Origin of the sequence: Sphingobium mellinum (genome assembly GCF_037860795.1) — a bacterium.
GTDB lineage: Bacteria > Pseudomonadota > Alphaproteobacteria > Sphingomonadales > Sphingomonadaceae > Sphingobium > Sphingobium mellinum.
Map to the genome: position 1 here is coordinate 1 of NZ_JBANRK010000001.1, position 19,169 is coordinate 19,169.

The following is a 19,169-nucleotide window of genomic DNA, read 5'->3' on the forward strand; positions in this document are numbered from 1 at the left end:
AGGTGTCGCAACCCTCTGGAATCATACCGGAGCTCGATCGTCCACCGTCATTACGCCGCCGTTTCGAGACAGCCTCTAAAGGCGGAAACGATCTGGCGGAAGAGCTGGCCAACCCGGCGACAAGCAGGGGCTGCCATCGTCCAGTACGTCAACGGCTTCTACAACACCCGCCGCAGACGTTCATATCTGGGCGGAATCAGCCCGCTCGCGTTCGACGCCAAAGTGGCATAATGAAATAGGTGACCGGCACAAAATCATTACAAGTCCACACCCGAAGAGAGGCGCCCGCATATCCATTATGAATGCCAGCATGTGGGCGTAGTCGGAGCCAAGGCTGAAATTCGCCGGAGGTGTAATCACACAATATCCGGGGCGCTTTTCGAAATCACGATGCGTGTCCGGCAACGCACTACGCATCGCCTGGAATTCAACGAGGGCCAACTCGCGCCTCTTCCCCACTGCTTCGGGCCATCGCATGCAGCGCTTCGAAGCCTCACGCCGGCACGGCGCAGGAGATGTGGATATAGCGTTCGGTAAGATGCTGCACGCTGAACCACCTCGTGATTGCTATGCGATTGCTGAACAAAAAAAGCCGGACCCTAAAGTCCGGCTTTCAGCCGTAAGCCATTGAAATAATGGCGCGCCCGGAACGATTCGAACGTCCGACCCTCAGATTCGTAGTCTGATGCTCTATCCAGCTGAGCTACGGGCGCGTTGTGGAGCGGCAGATAGAGGGGGGTGAGTGATTGGGCAAGCCCTTTTTTTTCCTTTTTTGGTCACGCGCCTCCCCCGCCGCTCCCAGGCAACCTTGCCGTCCTCCTTTCGTTTTGCCGGGACGGAAAGGATGCACCGATGGCTTTGACTCCGAATGAATTTCTCCTGCTTCTGATCGCCCTGGGCGGGGGCTTCCTGATCGGTCTCATGATCAGCGGCCGGGGCAAGTACGAACGGCTGTGGCGTGAGGAACAGATCGCCCACCGCCAGGCCGTCAGGGAGCGCGACGCGCGCATGCCCGCCGCCGCCCTCCCTTCGCGGGAGGCGGACGTCGCTGGCGCGCGCAACGACCTCACCCGGATCAGTACGATTTCGGAACGGGACGAAGCTGCGCTGAACGAGGCTGGCTATGCCCGCTACGGCCAGATCGCAGCCCTGAACGAGGAGCAACAGGGCGCGCTCGAACGGCGGCTGGGACGACAGCCCGGAACCATCGCGCGCGAGGAATGGCCGCTGCAGGCACGGCTGCTCGACAGCGGAAAGGTCCGCGAGCATGAGCGTCGCTATCGGGGCGGCTGACCGATAGCACCGAAAAAGGGCGGAGTTGGCCCCGCCCTTCCCTGTCCTACTTTTTCGCGAGCGCTGCCTGGGCGGCGGCGAGACGGGCGATCGGCACGCGATAGGGCGAAGCCGACACATAATCGAGCCCGATCACCTCGCAGAAGGCGATGGAGGCCGGATCGCCGCCATGCTCGCCGCAGATGCCGAGCTTGATGCCGGGCCGGGTAGCGCGGCCGCGCTCAGCCGCCATCTCGATCAACTGGCCCACGCCTTCCACGTCGATGCTCACGAACGGATCGCGGGCGAAGATGCCCTTGTCGACATATTGCGTCAGGAAGCGGCCGGCATCATCGCGGCTGATGCCGATCGTCGTCTGGGTCAGGTCATTGGTGCCGAAGGAGAAGAATTCGCCGACTTCCGCGATCTCGCCCGCCTTGAGCGCGGCGCGCGGCAGTTCGATCATCGTGCCGACCAGATATTCGACGCTGGCGCCCTGTTCGGCGAACACCTCGCTGGCGACCGTGTCAACGATCGCCTTCATCAACTCCAGTTCCTTCCTCGTCGCGACGAGCGGGATCATGATTTCCGGAATGGGCGCATCTCCCGAACGCTGCTTGACGATCAGCGCCGCCTCGAAAATCGCGCGGGCCTGCATCTCGTAGATTTCGGGATAGGTGACGCCAAGGCGGCAACCGCGATGACCGAGCATGGGGTTGAATTCGTGCAGTTCGGCGGCGCGGCGCTTGAGCGCGTCGACGCCCACGCCCGCGGCCTTGGCCACCTCCTCGAACTCCGCCTCGCCATGGGGCAGGAATTCGTGCAGCGGCGGGTCGAGCAGGCGGATGGTGACAGGCAGGCCAGCCATCACCATGAATATCTGCGCGAAATCGTCGCGTTGTTCAGGCAGAAGCTTCTCAAGCGCGGCGCGCCGGCCCTTCTCGCTGTCGGCCAGGATCATCTCGCGCACGGCGGTGATGCGCGCGGCGTCGAAGAACATATGCTCGGTGCGGCACAGGCCGACGCCTTCCGCGCCGAAATCGCGGGCGGTCTGGCAGTCCAGCGGAGTTTCCGCATTGGCGCGAACCTTGAGGCGGCGAACCTTGTCGGCCCAGGCCATCAGCACGCCGAAGTCGCCGGCCAGTTCGGGCTGCACGGTCGGCACTTCGCCGGCCATCACCTCGCCCGTCGAACCGTCGATGGTCAGGATGTCGCCTTCCTTGAGCGTCCGGCCATCGATACGCAGCGTCCTTGCGGCATTGTCGATCGACAGGCTGCCCGCGCCCGACACGCAGGGACGACCCATGCCGCGCGCCACCACGGCGGCGTGGCTGGTCATGCCGCCCCGCGCGGTCAGGATGCCCTTGGCCGCATGCATGCCATGAATATCCTCGGGGCTGGTCTCGACACGAACGAGGATCACCGAATCACCCAGCTCGTTGCGACGCTCGGCGGTGTCCGCGTCGAACACGATCGCACCCGAAGCCGCGCCCGGCGAGGCGGGCAGGCCCTTGGTCAACACATCGCGGGGCGCCTTGGGGTCGAGCGTCGGATGGAGCAGCTGGTCGAGCGCGGCCGGATCGACGCGGGCGACCGCCTCTTGCTCACTGATCAGGCCCTCGGTAGCCATGTCGACCGCGATCTTGAGCGCGGCCTTGGCGGTGCGCTTGCCCGATCGCGTCTGGAGCATCCAGAGCTTGCCTTGCTGCACCGTGAACTCGATGTCCTGCATATCGCGATAATGAGTTTCCAGGATCTGGAACACCCGCGCCAGCTCGGCATAGGTCTCCGGCATCGCTTCTTCCATCGACAGCGGCTTGGCCCCCGCCCGCTCGCGCGCGGCCTTGGTCAGATATTGCGGCGTGCGGATGCCGGCGACGACATCTTCGCCCTGCGCGTTGATCAGATATTCGCCATAATAGGCATTTTCGCCGGTCGCCGGATCGCGCGTGAAGGCAACGCCCGTCGCCGAAGTATCGCCCATATTGCCAAACACCATCGCCTGCACGTTGACGGCGGTGCCCCAGTCATGCGGGATCGAGTTCAGGCGACGATAAACCTTCGCGCGATCGGCTTGCCAGGATCCGAACACGGCACTGATCGCGCCCCACAACTGGTCGTTCACATCCTGCGGGAATGGCTTATTCCAAAGCTTTGAGACAAGAGCCTTATATTCGCTGACGAGTGCCTTCCAATCGTCGGCGGTCATCTCGGTATCGAGCGTGTAGCCCTGATCTTCCTTCGCGATTTCCAGTGCTTCCTCGAACGCGCCATGGTCGAGTTCCAGCACCACATCCGAATACATCTGGATAAAGCGGCGATAGCTGTCCCAGGCAAAACGCTCGTCACCGCTGGCGGTGGCCAAGCCAAGCACCGTCTCGTCATTAAGGCCAAGGTTCAGCACCGTGTCCATCATGCCCGGCATCGAAATCCGCGCGCCGGACCTAACGGACACCAGCAGCGGGTCGGACGCATCGCCGAACTTCTTGCCCGTGACGCCCTCAATGTGGGCGATGCCGCTTGCAACTTCCGCCCTGAGGCTATCGGGGAACAGGCCCCCGTCCTGATAATAGCGGGTACACATCTCGGTCGTGATGGTGAAGCCCGGTGGCACCGGCAGGCCGATCGCGGCCATTCCGTCCAGATTGGCCCCCTTGCCGCCAAGAAGATTCTTGTCCCCCTTGCCGCCGTCATCCACGCCGCCGCCAAAACGATAGACATAACGAGTAGCCGTGGTGCTCATCCTGGTCTCTTCCATCGTCAACATATTTACGGCTCCTATAATGCAGCCGCTCATTGTGCGTTGCAACAATCTTCAAACAACCAGCAGGCGACGGACGCACCTGCTTTCGCGATATCTTCCCGCGCTCAGCCGCCTATCTTCGAAAAATCCGCCACGGCATGCACCGCAGCCCGCACCCGCGCAAGCAGCGCCAATCGGGCTGCTCGCTTGACCGGATCGGCATCGTTGACCGTGACCTTGTCGAAGAAAGCGTCAATCGGCGCCCGCAGGCTTGCCAGCGCGGCCATCGCGCCTTCGAAATCCTCCGCCGCGACTGCCGCCGCGGCGCGCGGTTCGGCGGTATCGAGCGCGCCGATCAGTTCGGCCTCCGCCGGTTCGGGCGCGTAGGTCAGTTCCACCGTCTCGGCAGTCTCAACCCCTTCCTTCTTCAGGATGTTGGCCGCGCGCTTGTAACCGGCAAGCAGGTTGACGCCGTCGTCGGTGGCGATGAAGGACTGAAGCGCCGTCACGCGCGCGAGCAGGCGGACAAGGTCATCCTCGCCCCCGAGCGCGAACACTGCGTCGATCAGGTCGTGGCGGACGCCCGCTTCCTTCTGCTGGACCTTGAGGCGGTCGGCGAAGAAGTCGATCGCATCATTGGCCGGAAACAGGCCGGTGGCCTGCAGTGCTTCCGCCGACGCAACGGCCGTGACCTCAGCAAGGGGCAGCCTAACATCATTCTGAAGAACAGTTGCGATGACCCCGAGGGCCGCTCGGCGCAATGCGAACGGATCTTTCGAACCGCTGGGTTTCATGTCGTGTTGGAAGAATTTTGCAATCGTATCCAGCTTATCCGCCAGCGACACCGCCATCGTCACGGCGGCAGTCGGCACCTCATCCCCCTGCCCGACCGGCTTGTAATGATCGCGGATGGCGTCGGCGACAGTATCGGGCAGACCTTCGGCGTGGGCATAATAGCCGCCCATGACCCCCTGAAGTTCTGGGAACTCTCCCACCATCTCCGTAACAAGGTCGGCCTTGGCTAGCCGCGCCGCCTGTTCGGCCTGGTCGGCGTCCGCGCCCTTCACGATGCCTTCTTCCACCAGCCAGCGAGCAAGCTTGGCAACGCGCTCGACCTTGTCGGCCACCGTGCCCAGCTTCTCGTGGAAGGTGATCCGCTCCAGCTTCTTCGCGTGGTCCTCAAGCGTCGCCTTGCGATCCTGCTCCCAGAAGAAGCGCGCGTCCGACAGGCGCGCGGCGAGGACCTTCCGGTTACCCGCGATGATCGCCGCGCCGCCATGCTTCGCCTCGATATTGGCGGTGCAGATGAAGGCCGGGGCAAGCTTCCCCGATGCGTCGCGCAGAACAAAATATTTCTGGTTGATACGTAGAGTTAGCTGGATAACCTCAGATGGCACTTCAAGAAAGGCCGGGTCGAAATCACCGAGCAGCGGCACTGGCCATTCGGTCAGGCCCGCATTCTCCGCGATGAGGCCCTTGTCCTCGATCACCGTATAGCCGTGCGCGGCAGCAGCTTCATTCGCCTTCGCTTCGATAATCGCCTGGCGTTCCTGGTGGCTGACGATCACATGACAGGCGCGCAGCTTTTCGACATAGTCGTGCGCGCCGCCGATGGTGATCTCGCCGGGATGATGGAAGCGATGGCCGAGCGTGGCGTAGCCGCTGCGGATGCCTTCAATCTCGATATCGACCAGGTCTTCGCCGAGGATCGCGACGATGCCTTGCAGCGGGCGCACCCAGCGCAGGCTCTCGGTCGTCTGGGAAGCGGCGCCCCAACGCATGGATTTGGGCCACGGGAAGGCGCGCACGACGGCGGGAACCGCATCGGCGAGGACTTCTGCGGTGGCGCGCCCGGGCTTGTTGACGGTGGCGAACCAGACTCCGTCGCGGTCTTCGATCTGGTCCTGGGTCAGGCCGGTCTTGCGGAGAAAGCCTTCGAGCGCTTGCGCGGGCGCCGATGTGCGCGGGCCCTTGAACTCCTCGCTGACGGCGGCGGTTTCCGGCGGCAGATTGCGGGCGACCAGGGCCAGCCGGCGCGGCGTGACGAAGCTGTCGATGCTTTGCGGGTTCAGGCCTGCCTTTGCCAGTTCTTCCGTGAAGAGGCGGGCAAGGTCTTCCGATGCCTTGAGCTGCATACGCGCCGGGATTTCCTCGCAGCGCAGTTCGAGCAGGAAATCGGTCATCACGCGGCCCACCCGTTCACTTCCATCCACTTTTCGCAGGCACCCTTGGCGAGGTCACGCACGCGGCTGATATAGCTGGCGCGTTCCTGCACCGAAATGACGCCGCGCGCCTGCAGCAGGTTGAACACGTGGCTCGCCTTGATCGCCTGATCATAGGCGGCAAGCGGAACGCCAGCCTCCAGCGACGCCTTGCACTCGGCCTCGGCGTCCTTGAACCAGCGGAACAGCTTTTCGGTGTCGGCGATCTCGAAATTCCATTTCGACATCTGCTGCTCATTGGCGAGGAACACGTCGCCATAGGTGACGCCCGCATCGTTGAACTTCAGGTCATAGACGCTGTCGACGCCCTGAATATACATGGCGAGGCGTTCAAGCCCGTAGGTCAACTCGCCCGCGACCGGCTTGCAGTCAAAGCCGCCCATCTGCTGGAAATAGGTGAACTGCGTGACTTCCATCCCGTCGCACCACACTTCCCAGCCAAGACCCCACGCGCCCAGCGTCGGGCTTTCCCAGTCGTCCTCCACAAAACGGATGTCGTGGACCAGCGGATCGATGCCGATCTCCGCCAGCGACCCGAGATACAGCTCCTGCAGGTTTGCCGGGCTCGGCTTCATGATGACCTGATACTGGTAATAATGCTGGAGCCGGTTGGGATTCTCGCCATAGCGGCCATCCGTGGGCCGGCGGCTGGGCTGCACATAGGCGGCGTTCCAGGCGTCAGGGCCAAGGCTGCGCAGGGTGGTGGCGGGGTGAAACGTGCCCGCGCCGACTTCCATGTCATACGGTTGCAGGATGACGCAGCCCTGTTTTCCCCAATAGGCGTGCAGGGTCAGGATCAGGTCCTGAAAGGAAAGCACTGTGCCTGTGGCCACGGAAGGTCCCTTGGATGTGACGGTTTCTTTGCGGCGCGCCTTGGCGCAGCCGGGCGAAAGGGTCAAGGAAAAGAGGTCGGGCGCAGGGGTGAAACTCCCCTTGCCCTGTCGTCTCGCGCACCGCATGGATAGCACTTGAGCGAAGAAGTGGATCGACATCCGACATGAAATGGCCCCTATCCCGCCTGCTCGCTGCCGGCTTGTTGCTGCTGGCCGGTTGCGCGCAGGATCGTCCCGCCCAGGCGCGCGACCCTTCCGCCCGCGCCAGCTTTGTGACCCCAGCCCTGTGGCGCGTGCAGGATGATGACACGACCATCTATCTCTTTGGCACCGTCCATGTGCTCAAGCCCGGCACCATCTGGTTCAAGGATGGCGTGAAGCGCGCCTTCGACAGTTCGGACGAGCTGGTGCTGGAAATTGTCGAGCCTGACGATCCACAGGCGATGTCCGCCTCTCTGGCCGGCGCCGCGCTGGCGCAGGACGGGATAAAGCTGTCGGATCGTCTAGTCCCCGCAAAGCGGGCGCCCTATCAGGATGCGATGGCGGCCAACGGCCTGCCCTGGCAGATGTTCGAGCCATTCAATCCCTGGATGGCTGGCATGGCGCTATCCGTGCAGCCGCTGGAAAAGCTGGGGTACAAGGCTGACCTCGGCGCGGAAAAGACGCTTGCAGCGGCCGCGAAAGCCGCCGGCAAGCGGGTCGATGCGCTAGAGACGGTGCAGCAGCAGATCGGCTATTTCGCGGGCCTGCCGATGGCGCAGCAGGTGAGCTTCCTCAACGCGACCGTTGAGGGGCTGCCCGACATGGAAAAGGAATTCGCCCAGCTGATCGTCAACTGGCAGCAAGGCAATCCTGACAAGCTGGCGGCGGAAATGAATGAGTCCCTTGAAGCCACGCCGGAACTGGCTCAGGTGCTGCTGATCCAGCGCAACGCCAATTGGGCAAAGTGGATCAAGCAGCGGCTGGCCAGCCCCGGCACGGTCTTTATCGCCGTTGGCGCCGGCCACCTCGCCGGCAAAGGCAGTGTGCAGGATCAGCTGAAGACGCTGGGAGTGGCTTCCACGCGCGTCACCGAATGAAAGCGCTCGGCCGCCTCCTGCGACGGCTGGGCCTGTGCGCGCTGCTCCTGACGGCGTCCTGCGGCAAGGCTCCGCCTGCGCCGCCGCCGGGCGGAGGACCAGCCCTCTGGCGGGTTCAGCGGCAGGGCCTTGACGGGTGGCTGTTCGGCACCATCCATGTGCTCCCCGGCCATGTGGCATGGCGCACAGAGAAGATCCGTCAGGCGATCGGCCAAGCCGACCGCCTGGTGCTGGAATCCTCTGAGATCCAGGATCAGGCACGCACCATGGCGCTGTTCGAGAAGATGGGACGCACCCCCGGCCTCCCGCCGATCGAGGCGCGCCTGCCCTCTGCCGAACGTCCCGCCCTGCAACAGATCGCCGACGCGCCTCGCGTCCGGGTACTCTCCGCCTATGAAGACTGGGCCGCCGCCATGCTGCTGTCGGCCGCCGCCCAGCAATCGCTGCACCTCAGTCCGGCCGATGGCGTCGAGCCGGCGCTCATCGAAAGTTTCGCCCAAGCCGGCAAGCCGGTCGGCGGACTTGAAACGGTCGCGCGCCAGTTCAGCGCCTTTGACACGCTCCCGCCAGCCGCCCAGCAGCGGCTTCTGGTTCAGACTGTCAAGGAAGCAAAGCAGCTGCCCGTGCTGTACGATCGGATTCTCATGGCGTGGCTGAGGGGCGATCTTGCCGCCATCGCCCGCGAAGATCAGGCGGGAGGGGCGCCCGATCCGCGGGTCGAACAAGCCGTGCTCGTCGCTCGCAATCGCGATTGGGCAAAGGCGATGGACGGATTGCGCGGCCACCCCTTCATCGCTGTCGGCGCCGCCCACCTCACCGGCCACGACAACCTCATCGAACTGCTAGGCGCCAACGGCTACAGGGTCACGCGGGTGCAATAGTCCGCGCCAACCCTTGCCTTCTCCCATATTTCTGCTACAGGGCCGCGTTCCCGTGATGGTCATCCCTGGAGGCGTTGCGGGAAAATGAAACAATCTGCTTTTGGAGACACGCAATGAGCGAGCAGCTTACGCTGTCGGCCGAGGCACGCGATCGGGCAGGCAAGGGAGCCTCCCGCGCCCTCCGCCGTGAGGGCCGCGTACCCGCCGTCATCTATGGAATGAACGAAGAACCCCTGTCGATCCATGTCGAGGAAAAGCTCCTCAACAAGCAGCTCGGCACCGGCCACTTCTTCAATTCGGTCATCATGGTCGAAGTCGGCGGCAAGAAAGTCCGCACGCTCGCCAAGGACGTGGCATTCCACCCCGTCTCCGATCGTCCGCTGCACGCCGACTTCCTGCGCGTTTCGGAACATGCCACCGTCCACGTCAACGTGCCGGTGCGTTTCGAAAATGAAGACGCATCGCCCGGTCTCAAGAAGGGCGGCGTGCTGAACATCGTCGCGCACGAGATCGAACTGATCGTCGACGCCGCGGAAATTCCGGACGATGTCGTCGTCGACCTGACCGGCCTGGAAGTCGGTGAATCGATCCACATCGGTGCGCTCAAGCTGCCCAAGGGCGCCAAGGCCGCCCAGGCGGACGCCGACTTCACCGTCGCGACGATCGTTGCGCCCTCGGCCCTGAAGAGCGCCGAAGGCGATAACGAGACCCCGGCGGAAGGCGCATAAGCCCAACGCCAGCCGTTCTTGCGGTTTGCTCACCCCCGTTCGGGCTGAGCTTGTCGAAGCCCTGCTCTTCCGATGGAAGGGAAGTGGAGCCCTTCGACAGGCTCAGGCGAACGGGGGTTTGCTTGTTTGGAGATAAGGGATGCAGATCTGGGCCGGCCTGGGCAATCCTGGCACCCAATATGCCATGCACCGGCACAATGTCGGCTTCATGGCGGTCGACGTCATCGCCGACATGCATCGCTTCTCTCCGCCCAGGAAGCAGTTCCAGGGATGGGTGCAGGAAGGCCGCATCGGCCCGGAAAAGATCATTCTGCTGAAACCTGCCACCTTCATGAACGAAAGCGGTCGTTCGCTCGGCGATGCGATGCGCTTTTACAAGCTGACGCCGCAGGACGTGACCGTCTTTCATGACGAACTGGACCTCGCACCCATGAAGGTGAAGGTGAAGCGCGGCGGCGGCAATGCCGGGCACAACGGCCTGCGGTCCACCGACGCGCATATCGGGCCGGATTTTCGCCGCGTGCGAATCGGCATCGGCCATCCCGGGCATAAGGAGCGGGTCCATGGCTATGTGCTCGGCAATTACCACAAGAGCGAGACCGATCCGCTTGCCGACATGCTGGGCGCCATCGGCGCGGAGGCGGAATGGCTCGCCAGGGGCGACGATGCCCGCTTCATGAATGAGGTAGCGCTGCGCCTGGCCGCCGACCGCTGATCCCACGCCTGACCGCCCCCCAGACGCGGCAAAGTGACCCAAGCACATTGCCCAATGTCGCAATCGCAGGCCATAAAGAGCGACTGACTTCCACTTTTCCAAGGGGATCCGGGTGATACAGACCGTCGCGACCAAGCCCTTCGACGACCAGAAGCCGGGGACATCCGGTCTTCGCAAGAAGGTGCGTGTGTTCCAGCAGCCGCATTATGCCGCGAACTTCGTGCAATCCGTGTTCGACGGCCTGCAAGGCTATGAGGGGCAGACGCTGGTGGTCGGCGGCGACGGCCGCTACTTCAATCGCGAGGTCATCCAGATCCTGCTGAAGATCGCCGCGGCCAATGGCTTCGGCCGTGTTCTAGTGGGACAGGGCGGCATCCTGTCCACCCCCGCCGCATCCCATCTCATCCGCTCAAGCGGCGCCTTCGGGGGACTGGTCCTGTCGGCCAGCCATAATCCGGGCGGGCCTGACGAGGATTTCGGCATCAAATATAATGTCGGCAATGGCGGCCCCGCGCCGGAAAAGGTGACGGACGCCATTCATGCTCGCACGCTCACGATCGACAGCTACCGCATCCTTGAAGCGGCAGACGTGGACATTGACGCGCCCGGCACCAGCCAGCTTGGAGGCATGACGGTTGAAGTGATCGACCCGGTCGCGAACTATGTAGACCTCATGGAACGCCTGTTCGATTTCCCCGCCATCGCCCGGATGATCGCGGATGGCTTCACCCTCTCCTTCGATTCGATGAGCGCCGTGACAGGTCCATATGCGATCGAGATTTTCGAGCGCCGCCTGGGCGCGCCCGGCGGCACCGTCCGCAACGGCACGCCGCTCCCCGACTTCGGCCATCATCATCCCGATCCCAATCTCGTTCATGCCAAAGAGCTATATGACCGCATGATGGCGCCGGACGCGCCCGATTTCGGGGCAGCATCGGACGGCGATGGCGACCGTAATCTCATCATTGGCCGGCATTGTTACGTCACCCCCTCGGATTCGCTCGCAGTCCTTGCCGCCAACGCGCATCTGGCGCCGGGCTATGCGCGGGGCCTGAAGGGCATCGCCCGCTCCATGCCGACGAGCGGCGCGGCCGATCGGGTGGCGGCCAGGCTCGGCATTCCCCTTTACGAAACGCCGACGGGCTGGAAATTCTTCGGCAATCTTCTCGACGCGGGCATGGCCACCATCTGCGGCGAGGAAAGCGCGGGCACCGGGTCGGACCATGTTCGCGAAAAGGACGGCATCTGGGCCGTGCTGCTTTGGCTCAACATCCTTGCGGTCCGCCGCCAGAGCGTGGTGCAGGTCATGGCCGATCATTGGTCGACCTATGGCCGTAACTATTATGCACGTCACGATTATGAGGCGATCGCCAAGGATAAGGCCGATGCCCTTATGGCAGCCCTGCGCGAAAAGCTGCCCGGCCTTCCCGGCACGCAGAACAGCGGGGGCACGATCGGCACAGCCGATGACTTCGCCTATACCGACCCGACCGACCAGTCGGTCAGCCGCAACCAGGGGGTTCGCATCCTGTACGAGGACGGATCGCGCATCATCTTCCGCCTGTCCGGCACCGGCACGGAAGGCGCGACGCTGCGCGTCTATATCGAACGCTATGTCGATACCGGCGGCGACCTCCAGCAGGAAAGCGGCAAGGCACTGGCGCCGCTGGTCGCGGCCGCGCAGGAGGTAGCGGACATCCATGGCTTCACGGGCATGGACCGCCCCAGCGTCATCACCTGACCGCTCAGCCAAAAAGCCTTACGCGCCAGACATAAGCCGGCAACCGGAGCGGCGTAAGCCGGGGGCGCGCCCAAACCATGCGGGGCGCGCTTCTGGAGATGATGATGATGCCTCGCCTGCCTGGCTTGTTGATCCCTTGCGCCTGCCTGCTCGCGCCCGCCCTGCCCGCCCGAGCCGGCACGACGCAGGATGAGCAGCTTTGGCTCAACCTGACGGCGATGGGTCGGATGAGCGGCGACCTCATCTATTTCGCCGAGATCCAGCCCCGCCTGGGCAATGGCATCAGTCAGGTGGACCAGACCATCCTGCGCGGTGCGATCGGGTGGAAACTCTCCCCCAAAGTCTCGGTCTATCAGGGCTATGCGCACATCACCGTAGGCGACGCCGATGAGGAACGCGGCTTCCAGCAAATCAGCTGGACCATAGGCAATCCCTGGGGCGGCGAACTCTCATCGCGCACCCGGCTCGAACAGCGTTGGCGATCGAACGGCGGCGACCTGGGATGGCGGCTGCGCGAGATGCTGCGCTATGAAAGGCCGCTGAAGGCGGACAGCCAGGCCATCAACGCTCTCGTCTCTCTCGAAGGCTTCGCCGCGCTCAACAGCACCAACTGGGGCGCAAGGGCCGGCTTCGACCAGCTCCGCAGCTTCGTCGGGGCAGAGATCGCGCTGATGGGCAAGTCGACGATGGAAATCGGCTATCTCAACCAGCTGGCGGACCAACGCGGCGGCAACAGCCGCGTCAACCATGTCGCCTCGCTCAGCCTCTTCTTCCGCCGCTGACCACGCTCTGGCCTTCGCTCACGGAACAGGCTATCGGCGCGCCAATTCCTATTGACGTGAAGGCAGAAGCATGGGTTTTCGTTGCGGTATCGTCGGGCTCCCCAATGTGGGCAAGTCCACCCTGTTCAACGCGCTGACGGAAACACAGGCGGCACAGGCGGCCAACTATCCCTTCTGCACGATTGAGCCCAATGAAGGCCGCGTCGCCGTCCCCGACGATCGGCTCCAGACCATTGCGAAGATCGGCGGATCGGCCAAGATCATCGAAACCCAACTGTCCTTCGTCGACATTGCGGGGCTCGTGCGCGGCGCGTCCAAGGGCGAGGGCCTGGGCAACCAGTTCCTCGCCAACATCCGCGAGGTGGACGCCATCGTCCACGTGCTGCGCTGCTTCGAGGATGACGACATCACCCATGTCGAAGGCAAGGTCGATCCCATCGCGGACGCCGAGACGGTCGAGACCGAACTGATGCTCGCCGACCTTGAAAGCCTGGAAAAGCGCGTTCCCGCCTTCGCCAAGAAGGCCGCGCAGGGCGACAAGGAGGCGAAGGCCGCCGCATCCGTGCTCGGCCAGGCGCTCGACCTGCTGCGCGACGGCAAGCCCGCGCGCCTCACCGCGCCCAAGGACGTGGAAGAAGATCGCATCTTCCGCCAGGCGCAACTGCTGACGGCCAAGCCCGTCCTCTATGTCTGCAATGTCGAGGAAGCCGCCGCTGCCGAAGGCAACGCCCACTCCGCCCGCGTGTTCGAAAAGGCTGCGGCAGAGGGCGCAAAGGCGGTCATCGTCTCCGCCGCGATCGAGGCGGAGCTCGTCACAATGCCGGTTGAGGAGCGCGCCGAATATCTCGAAGCGCTCGGTCTTCACGAAGCCGGCCTCGCCCGCATCATCCGCGCCGGCTACGAACTGCTCGGCCTCATCACCTTCTTCACCGTCGGGCCGAAGGAAGCCCGCGCCTGGACCGTGACCAGGGGATCGAAGGCCCCGCAGGCAGCCGGCGCGATCCATTCCGACTTCGAAAAGGGCTTCATCCGCGCGGAAACCATGGCCTATGCCGACTATGTCCAGTTCAATGGCGAAGCAGGCGCCAAGGAAGCCGGCAAGTGGCGTTCGGAAGGCAAGGATTATGTGACGCAGGATGGCGACATCATGCTGTTCCGCTTCAATGTCTGACCAATATCTTCCGACCCCGTTCGTGCGGAGCCTGTCGAAGCACCCCGCGTGACGGAAGCAAATGTCGCAACGCAAACTCGCCTTCCCTCCCAGCGTCGATGAATCGACCCGGCTGCTCATCCTTGGCAGCCTGCCCGGCGACGCATCGATCCGGCAGGGCGAATATTATGCCCATCGCGGCAACGCCTTCTGGACGCTGATGGGCGACGTCCTCGACGAAGACCTGCGCGCCAAGCCTTATGCGCTGCGCCTGAAGCGGCTGCGCGGGCGGGGCGTTGGCCTTTGGGACGTCATCGAAAGCGCCGACCGGCAGGGCAGCCTCGACAGCGCCATCCGTGGCGCCGAACTGCGGGATCTCGCCGCCTTCGTCGCGCGCCTCCCCAGGCTGGAAACGGTCGCCTTCAACGGCAAGACCGCCGCGCTGCACGGGCGGCGCCAGATCGGCGTGCACACCAACCTTGCGCTGCTCGACCTCCCCTCGTCCAGCGGCGCCTATGCCATGCTTTCGCGCGAGAAAAAGGCGCAGGCCTGGCGCGCGCTGCGGCAGTGGATCGACTGACCGCTGCGCAGCGGCTTGCATCCGCCTGACATATTGGGAAGCTATCTGGTCTTGGCTGGCCCAAGGAAAGGCTTCGTGATGTTCACCCGCCGACAGATTCTCTCCACTGCTCTTGCCGCTCCGGCGCTCGGCACAGCCGCGATCCTGCGCGCGCCGCCTATGCCGTGCAGCGTCGCCGGCTTCTCGGTCGCATGAAGGGTCTCGACAATGTCGTGGTCCTGACCGGTGACGACCATCAGAATTTCGCCGGCGTTCTCGACAATGGCGACCGCCCCGTCGCGGCGGAGTTCGTCTCCACCTCGATCTCATCGGGTGGCGATGGGTCTGATCTGCGTCGCGGCAGTGACGTGATGCTCCGAAACAATTCTCAGCTCCGTTTCATGAACGACCAGCGCGGCTATCTCCTGTGCGATGTCACGCCCGAAGCCTGGGCGACGCACTTCATGGTGATGGAACAGGTCTCCACACCCGGCGGCGCGATCGCCCGCCGGGCCACGGCGACGATGGCGCGGGGCGAGATCAATTTGACGTTAACGTAAACTGTGGCTACCTGTGGCGATCCATTGGCAAAGAGCGACCGTGCATGACCACGCCATATTATTTCGAGGATATGAAGATCGGCGACATCCTGCGCTTCGGCCCGCTTACGCTGGAGCGCGATTCGCTTATCGCATTCGCGCGCGAATATGATCCCCAGCCCTTCCACCTGTCCGATGAAGCCGCCGCCGCCACCCATTTCGGCAGCCTCGCGGCGAGCGGCTGGCAGGTCACCGCTCTGTTCATGAAGATGTTCCTTGCCGAACTGCGGAAGGTCCCCGGCGCGCAGGAAGCCAGCCTCGGGGCGATCGGCATTGACGAATTGCGCTGGCTAAGGCCGGTGCGAGCCGGCGACACGCTGGGCGGCACGTCGGAGGTCATCGAGAAAAAAGCGTCGCGTAGCCGACCCGAAATGGGCATCGTGAAGTCACGCGTGACGCTGCGCAATCAGTTGGACGAAATCGTCATGACGATGCTGCCGATCACGATGGTCCGCACGCGCCCCGCCTGATCCTGTCCTCCGTCACAAGCCCGCGCCCGGCGTCGGCGGCACGGGCCTGTTGGCGCGGGCATCGGCCGCCATGACACGGATGTCCCGCTGCGACGCGCCCGACAGCGCCACCAGATGCAGCCCTGGCGGCAGGTCGAACCACACGATCTTGGCGATGCCCGAACAGTCGGGACCGTGGCCATGATCCACCGCGCTGGCGATTGTGCTGCCGGTGAAGATGTCGACCCAGGCCGGACCCGACAGCGCGATGCCTACCCGCGCCGGGTCCTTGAGCGCCAGAGTGAACAGTCCGCCCTGCGCGCTCCGCTCGCGCTGCGGCGGTTTGACCGGATACTGGACCTGCGCCTGCGGACGCAGTGTTGCGACCACCGGCTTGCCCAGGATGAGGCGCGGCGCCGTGGCCGCTTCTCCACCCGCGGCCGCGCGCCCCTTTTGGCTCCAGCTTGTCCACGGCTCGGGCGGGGGCGGCGCTTGCCGACAGGCGTCGACAGCATTCGTGACCGCCCGGGCCGGAACCGGCACCAGGCTCATGGCCAGCAGGCAGGCGATCCAACGCATCCTCATTCTCCCCGGCATCACCCTGCTCAGATCGCCAGCTTGCCCGATCCGCGCCGCTGGCGAAAGCGGCCCTGCTCCTTTAGCTCACCGGCGTCACGCCCATCGGCTGCAACGCCGTCTTGCGGCCCTGCTGATCCACCCATATGCTCCAGAAGCCTGCCACATTCGCCCAATTGCCGCTCGCCTGCGCCAGCGCTGCCTTGGCACCGGCCAGATCCCCCGACCGTGCGAGCGCGATCCCGAGCCGGGCGTTCGCCTTGCCCTGGTCGATGCCCCCCTTGCTCAGCGCCAACCGGTAATATTCCACGGCCTGCGGGAACTGGCTCAGCGAAAAATAATCGTCCGCCACGGCGAGCGCCGCGGCTCCGTCCTTCGCTCCGGCCGCCTTCTTGCCCGCGGCCGGCAGGCCAGCGATCTGCTTGGCCGCCTTGGGCGTCACGCTCTTCATGAGCGCCGCCGTAGTGGCCTGAGTCTGGGTCAGCTTGCCCGCCGATCGCCCGGCTTCGATGATGGACTTCGCCTCGGCATAATTGCCGGCCTTCTCAGCCAAAAGCGCATAGGCCTGATAGTCGCGCTCACTCGCCATCGCGCCATTGGCCGCCTGAAGCCGATACAGGTCGAGCTGGACTTGGGCATCCATGCCGGGGGCCGTCAGGTAATTGGCAAGCGCCGACCGCCATTCACCCGCCGAATCATAATGGCTCAGCCGCTCGCGATAGAGCGTCCCCACCTCGGCCCAATCTCCCGACGCATAGGCAAGCGAGATCGCCCGATCATACCACGCAGCAGGCACAGGCTGACCCGATGCCCGCTGGCGCGCGATTGCTTCCTGCACATAGGGTCGCGCATCCCGCGCCTTGTTCTTGCGCAACGCTATATCGGCTCGCAACATGGTCGCGTCGATACCGTCATAGCCCAGCGTTTTGGCGTAATCGAGCTGCGCCAGCGCATCGTCATTATTGCCAACGACATAGGACAGGTAACCGGCGACATAACGCAAACGTGGTGCGTCCTTTTTGGGCACCGACGCGGTCTTGAACAGGTCAGTCAACGCCACGCGCTGGGCCTGAAAGTCGCGCTTCAGGACTGCCAGCTCGAACCGCAGCCCGGCGGCGGTATAGGCTTCGAAATCCGTGGCCGGCATCAGGCCGCTGATCTGCGCCTGAGCCGTCGCCACGTCGCCTGCCTTGATGGCGTTGTCCGCGGCCTGCGCGGCCTCCCGGAATGTGGGCGACATCTCAATCACTGGGCTGTTGGAAACCGGCTTCTTGGCCGACACGGGCGAAACCGCCACGATAGCCCCGGTCATCGCCAACAGTCCGAATGTCAGCGTCGAATATCGCAGCCTGGCCATGCCAGCCGTCCCCTTTTTTCCGATTGTCATGCCGACGCGCGATAGCGCCGACCCCTTGTTGCCGTCATGAAACGCCAGAAAGGCGCGCGGGTTACCCGTCCGCGCGCCTCTTTTTCGTCAGGCCTTCGTGGACAGATATGCCAGCCACAGGTCGGCGATCTTCTTGCGATTGCCGGCCTGTACTGACTGGAACGCGGCCTTGGCCGACGCGACGTCGCCAGCCAGCGCCTTTGCAATGCCCAGGCGGGTATTCACCTCATCAGCATCGACGCCACCCTTCTGCTTGGCCAGCTCGAACATCGACGACGCCTTCGCGTAATCGCCATAGCCAAGATAGGCATCCCCCGTCGCCGCCGCGATCTTGCCGTTGGCACCCTTCCGGGCGTCCGCCTCGGCCGATGGCAGCGAAGCCTTGTCGCCCGCGATCTTGGGCGTGGCCGACTGATAAAGTTCAGCGCCAGCCGAGCCGCTCAACACGCCCTTGGCGCGCCCTTGCTCGATTGCCGATTTGACTTCCCCATAGATTCCGGTCTTGGACGCCATCTCTCCATATTCCAGGAAGTCACCCGCGACGACCAGACCGCCCGAAACAGCCATCAGGCGCAGCACGTCCAGGTTTTCGCGGTTTGAGATGTTCGGATTGGCCTGCTGGAACAGCCGGATCAGCGTGCGCAGATTTTCGCCGCTGGGCTGTGCCTGATAGGCAGATGTCGCCCATTGCGTCATTTCGGGCAGGCGCGAAGCCACCGCGCGGCTGACGCCGATCTGATACCATGACGGCGGAACCTGTACCCCCGCCGCCTTGCTGGCATCGATCGCGGCCTTCAGCGCCGCAAGACCCTGCTGGTTCAGGCTACGCGCGGGTTCCGCCGAACCGTTGCCCGACCCCGCCTTGCCGAAATAAGCCTGAGCTAGGATGACGTTCAGGGCGTCGGGCTTGAACCCCGCCTGCAACCCGGCCTGCGCCCGACGTATGGCGAGGTCGTAATTCTTGGACTGATAGGCCTGTTCGGCGGCAGCCGCGTTGAACTGCCCCGCCTGGCTCGGGGGGGTCAACCCGCTGTCCAGCATTTGCGTCAAGGCTTCGCCCTGCAATGCGTTGTCGTTCGACGCAATGGACGCGTTGAGCTTGACCGCGCCGATCTGATATTTGTCGTCGTTCGACTTGGCCTTGCCATCCGCCTCAGCCAATGCCGCCTTGGCGGCGGCGAAGTCCTTCTTCTGCGTGGCCGCCTGCGCCGCCTGCAGCGCCTTGATCACTTCGGGAGAGACATTCAGTTTCGGGGCGCTCGCCTGCTTGTCTTTCGCCATCGCGGGAGCCGAAATGGCGCCGCCGGTCAGCGCCAGCGCCATCGCAAGCGCCACGGGGGTAACAAAACGCATGATCATCTTCTCCTCTGCGCGCCCGGGGGGACAGGCGACCTTGGTTGAGCGCCAATTAGGGGGTGGCGCGTGAATGATGTTTGAACAGCGTATATGCAGC

General features: G+C 64.0%; 18 protein-coding genes and 1 tRNA gene. 12 read left to right on the forward strand and 7 right to left on the reverse strand.

The window, feature by feature from the left end:
- Positions 1-231, forward strand: a 231-nt coding sequence (locus AAC640_RS00005) for an IS3 family transposase (protein ID WP_340264030.1), incomplete at its 5' end; no start/stop codon positions are given.
- A 405-nt stretch (positions 232-636) separates the two neighbouring features.
- On the opposite strand, the gene AAC640_RS00010 is transcribed toward AAC640_RS00005, so the two are convergent.
- A tRNA-Arg gene (locus tag AAC640_RS00010) sits at positions 637-713 on the reverse strand.
- 139 nt (positions 714-852) lie between these two features.
- Here AAC640_RS00010 and AAC640_RS00015 point away from each other — a divergent pair.
- A complete protein-coding gene (locus tag AAC640_RS00015) occupies positions 853-1,293 on the forward strand; it encodes a hypothetical protein (protein WP_340264031.1) in 441 nt (146 codons plus the stop codon).
- Between the two features lie 46 nt (positions 1,294-1,339).
- Here the strand turns inward: AAC640_RS00015 and ppdK are convergent, their stop codons facing one another.
- The 3 genes from ppdK to AAC640_RS00030 form a co-directional block, all read right to left on the reverse strand.
- The gene (gene ppdK / locus AAC640_RS00020) at positions 1,340-4,039 is read right to left on the reverse strand and encodes a pyruvate, phosphate dikinase (protein ID WP_340264032.1); all 2,700 of its coding nucleotides are present in this window, start codon (positions 4,037-4,039) and stop codon (positions 1,340-1,342) included.
- A gap of 101 nt (positions 4,040-4,140) precedes the next feature.
- Positions 4,141-6,198: a glycine--tRNA ligase subunit beta gene (glyS, locus tag AAC640_RS00025; protein ID WP_340264846.1), complete on the reverse strand. Its 2,058-nt coding sequence runs from the start codon at positions 6,196-6,198 to the stop codon at positions 4,141-4,143.
- Positions 6,198-7,070, reverse strand: coding sequence for a glycine--tRNA ligase subunit alpha (locus tag AAC640_RS00030; RefSeq protein ID WP_340264033.1), 873 nt, complete (start codon positions 7,068-7,070; stop codon positions 6,198-6,200). The genes glyS and AAC640_RS00030 overlap by 1 nt, the downstream gene beginning before the upstream one ends.
- Positions 7,071-7,234: 164 nt before the next feature.
- On the opposite strand from AAC640_RS00030, the gene AAC640_RS00035 reads away from it, so the two are divergent.
- From AAC640_RS00035 to AAC640_RS00080, 10 genes are all read left to right on the forward strand, one after another.
- Positions 7,235-8,149, forward strand: coding sequence for a TraB/GumN family protein (locus AAC640_RS00035; protein ID WP_340264034.1), 915 nt, complete (start codon positions 7,235-7,237; stop codon positions 8,147-8,149).
- Complete coding sequence (locus AAC640_RS00040; protein ID WP_340264035.1) at positions 8,146-9,030, forward strand: TraB/GumN family protein; 885 nt, start codon at positions 8,146-8,148, stop codon at positions 9,028-9,030. Before AAC640_RS00035 ends, AAC640_RS00040 begins: the two co-directional genes overlap by 4 nt.
- Before the next feature lie 113 nt (positions 9,031-9,143).
- Complete coding sequence (locus AAC640_RS00045; protein ID WP_340264036.1) at positions 9,144-9,758, forward strand: 50S ribosomal protein L25/general stress protein Ctc; 615 nt, start codon at positions 9,144-9,146, stop codon at positions 9,756-9,758.
- A 139-nt stretch (positions 9,759-9,897) separates the two neighbouring features.
- Positions 9,898-10,473, forward strand: coding sequence for an aminoacyl-tRNA hydrolase (gene pth, locus AAC640_RS00050; protein WP_340264037.1), 576 nt, complete (start codon positions 9,898-9,900; stop codon positions 10,471-10,473).
- 112 nt (positions 10,474-10,585) lie between these two features.
- Positions 10,586-12,214, forward strand: coding sequence for an alpha-D-glucose phosphate-specific phosphoglucomutase (locus tag AAC640_RS00055; protein WP_340264038.1), 1,629 nt, complete (start codon positions 10,586-10,588; stop codon positions 12,212-12,214).
- 107 nt (positions 12,215-12,321) lie between these two features.
- Positions 12,322-12,996: a DUF2490 domain-containing protein gene (locus AAC640_RS00060; RefSeq protein ID WP_340264039.1), complete on the forward strand. Its 675-nt coding sequence runs from the start codon at positions 12,322-12,324 to the stop codon at positions 12,994-12,996.
- A 70-nt stretch (positions 12,997-13,066) separates the two neighbouring features.
- The gene (gene ychF, locus AAC640_RS00065) at positions 13,067-14,167 is read left to right on the forward strand and encodes a redox-regulated ATPase YchF (protein WP_340264040.1); all 1,101 of its coding nucleotides are present in this window, start codon (positions 13,067-13,069) and stop codon (positions 14,165-14,167) included.
- A gap of 61 nt (positions 14,168-14,228) precedes the next feature.
- Positions 14,229-14,726, forward strand: coding sequence for a DNA-deoxyinosine glycosylase (locus AAC640_RS00070; RefSeq protein ID WP_340264041.1), 498 nt, complete (start codon positions 14,229-14,231; stop codon positions 14,724-14,726).
- A 191-nt stretch (positions 14,727-14,917) separates the two neighbouring features.
- On the forward strand, positions 14,918-15,265 hold the full coding sequence (locus AAC640_RS00075; protein WP_340264042.1) for an alkaline phosphatase D family protein: 348 nt from the start codon (positions 14,918-14,920) through the stop codon (positions 15,263-15,265).
- 44 nt (positions 15,266-15,309) lie between these two features.
- Positions 15,310-15,774: a MaoC family dehydratase gene (locus AAC640_RS00080; RefSeq protein WP_340264043.1), complete on the forward strand. Its 465-nt coding sequence runs from the start codon at positions 15,310-15,312 to the stop codon at positions 15,772-15,774.
- Between the two features lie 12 nt (positions 15,775-15,786).
- Here AAC640_RS00080 and AAC640_RS00085 read toward each other — a convergent pair whose 3' ends face one another.
- The 3 genes from AAC640_RS00085 to AAC640_RS00095 all read right to left on the reverse strand — a co-directional run bounded on the left by AAC640_RS00085 (position 15,787) and on the right by AAC640_RS00095 (position 19,069).
- A complete protein-coding gene (locus tag AAC640_RS00085) occupies positions 15,787-16,332 on the reverse strand; it encodes a hypothetical protein (protein WP_340264044.1) in 546 nt (181 codons plus the stop codon).
- A gap of 79 nt (positions 16,333-16,411) precedes the next feature.
- A complete protein-coding gene (locus AAC640_RS00090) occupies positions 16,412-17,686 on the reverse strand; it encodes a tetratricopeptide repeat protein (RefSeq protein ID WP_340264045.1) in 1,275 nt (424 codons plus the stop codon).
- Between the two features lie 117 nt (positions 17,687-17,803).
- The gene (locus AAC640_RS00095) at positions 17,804-19,069 is read right to left on the reverse strand and encodes a hypothetical protein (protein ID WP_422794935.1); all 1,266 of its coding nucleotides are present in this window, start codon (positions 19,067-19,069) and stop codon (positions 17,804-17,806) included.
- Positions 19,070-19,169: the final 100 nt, after the last annotated feature.

Excerpts from the sequence above, each read along its gene's own strand:
- AAC640_RS00015 (WP_340264031.1), top strand. The coding sequence starts at position 853 with ATGGCTTTGACTCCGAATGAATTTCTCCTGCTTCTGATCGCCCTGGGC.
- ppdK (WP_340264032.1), bottom strand. The coding sequence starts at position 4,039 with ATGTTGACGATGGAAGAGACCAGGATGAGCACCACGGCTACTCGTTAT.
- glyS (WP_340264846.1), bottom strand. The coding sequence starts at position 6,198 with ATGACCGATTTCCTGCTCGAACTGCGCTGCGAGGAAATCCCGGCGCGT.
- AAC640_RS00035 (WP_340264034.1), top strand. The coding sequence starts at position 7,235 with ATGAAATGGCCCCTATCCCGCCTGCTCGCTGCCGGCTTGTTGCTGCTG.
- AAC640_RS00040 (WP_340264035.1), top strand. The coding sequence starts at position 8,146 with ATGAAAGCGCTCGGCCGCCTCCTGCGACGGCTGGGCCTGTGCGCGCTG.
- AAC640_RS00045 (WP_340264036.1), top strand. The coding sequence starts at position 9,144 with ATGAGCGAGCAGCTTACGCTGTCGGCCGAGGCACGCGATCGGGCAGGC.
- pth (WP_340264037.1), top strand. The coding sequence starts at position 9,898 with ATGCAGATCTGGGCCGGCCTGGGCAATCCTGGCACCCAATATGCCATG.
- AAC640_RS00060 (WP_340264039.1), top strand. The coding sequence starts at position 12,322 with ATGCCTCGCCTGCCTGGCTTGTTGATCCCTTGCGCCTGCCTGCTCGCG.
- ychF (WP_340264040.1), top strand. The coding sequence starts at position 13,067 with ATGGGTTTTCGTTGCGGTATCGTCGGGCTCCCCAATGTGGGCAAGTCC.
- AAC640_RS00070 (WP_340264041.1), top strand. The coding sequence starts at position 14,229 with ATGTCGCAACGCAAACTCGCCTTCCCTCCCAGCGTCGATGAATCGACC.
- AAC640_RS00075 (WP_340264042.1), top strand. The coding sequence starts at position 14,918 with ATGAAGGGTCTCGACAATGTCGTGGTCCTGACCGGTGACGACCATCAG.
- AAC640_RS00080 (WP_340264043.1), top strand. The coding sequence starts at position 15,310 with ATGACCACGCCATATTATTTCGAGGATATGAAGATCGGCGACATCCTG.
- AAC640_RS00085 (WP_340264044.1), bottom strand. The coding sequence starts at position 16,332 with ATGCGTTGGATCGCCTGCCTGCTGGCCATGAGCCTGGTGCCGGTTCCG.
- AAC640_RS00090 (WP_340264045.1), bottom strand. The coding sequence starts at position 17,686 with ATGGCCAGGCTGCGATATTCGACGCTGACATTCGGACTGTTGGCGATG.
- AAC640_RS00095 (WP_422794935.1), bottom strand. The coding sequence starts at position 19,069 with ATGCGTTTTGTTACCCCCGTGGCGCTTGCGATGGCGCTGGCGCTGACC.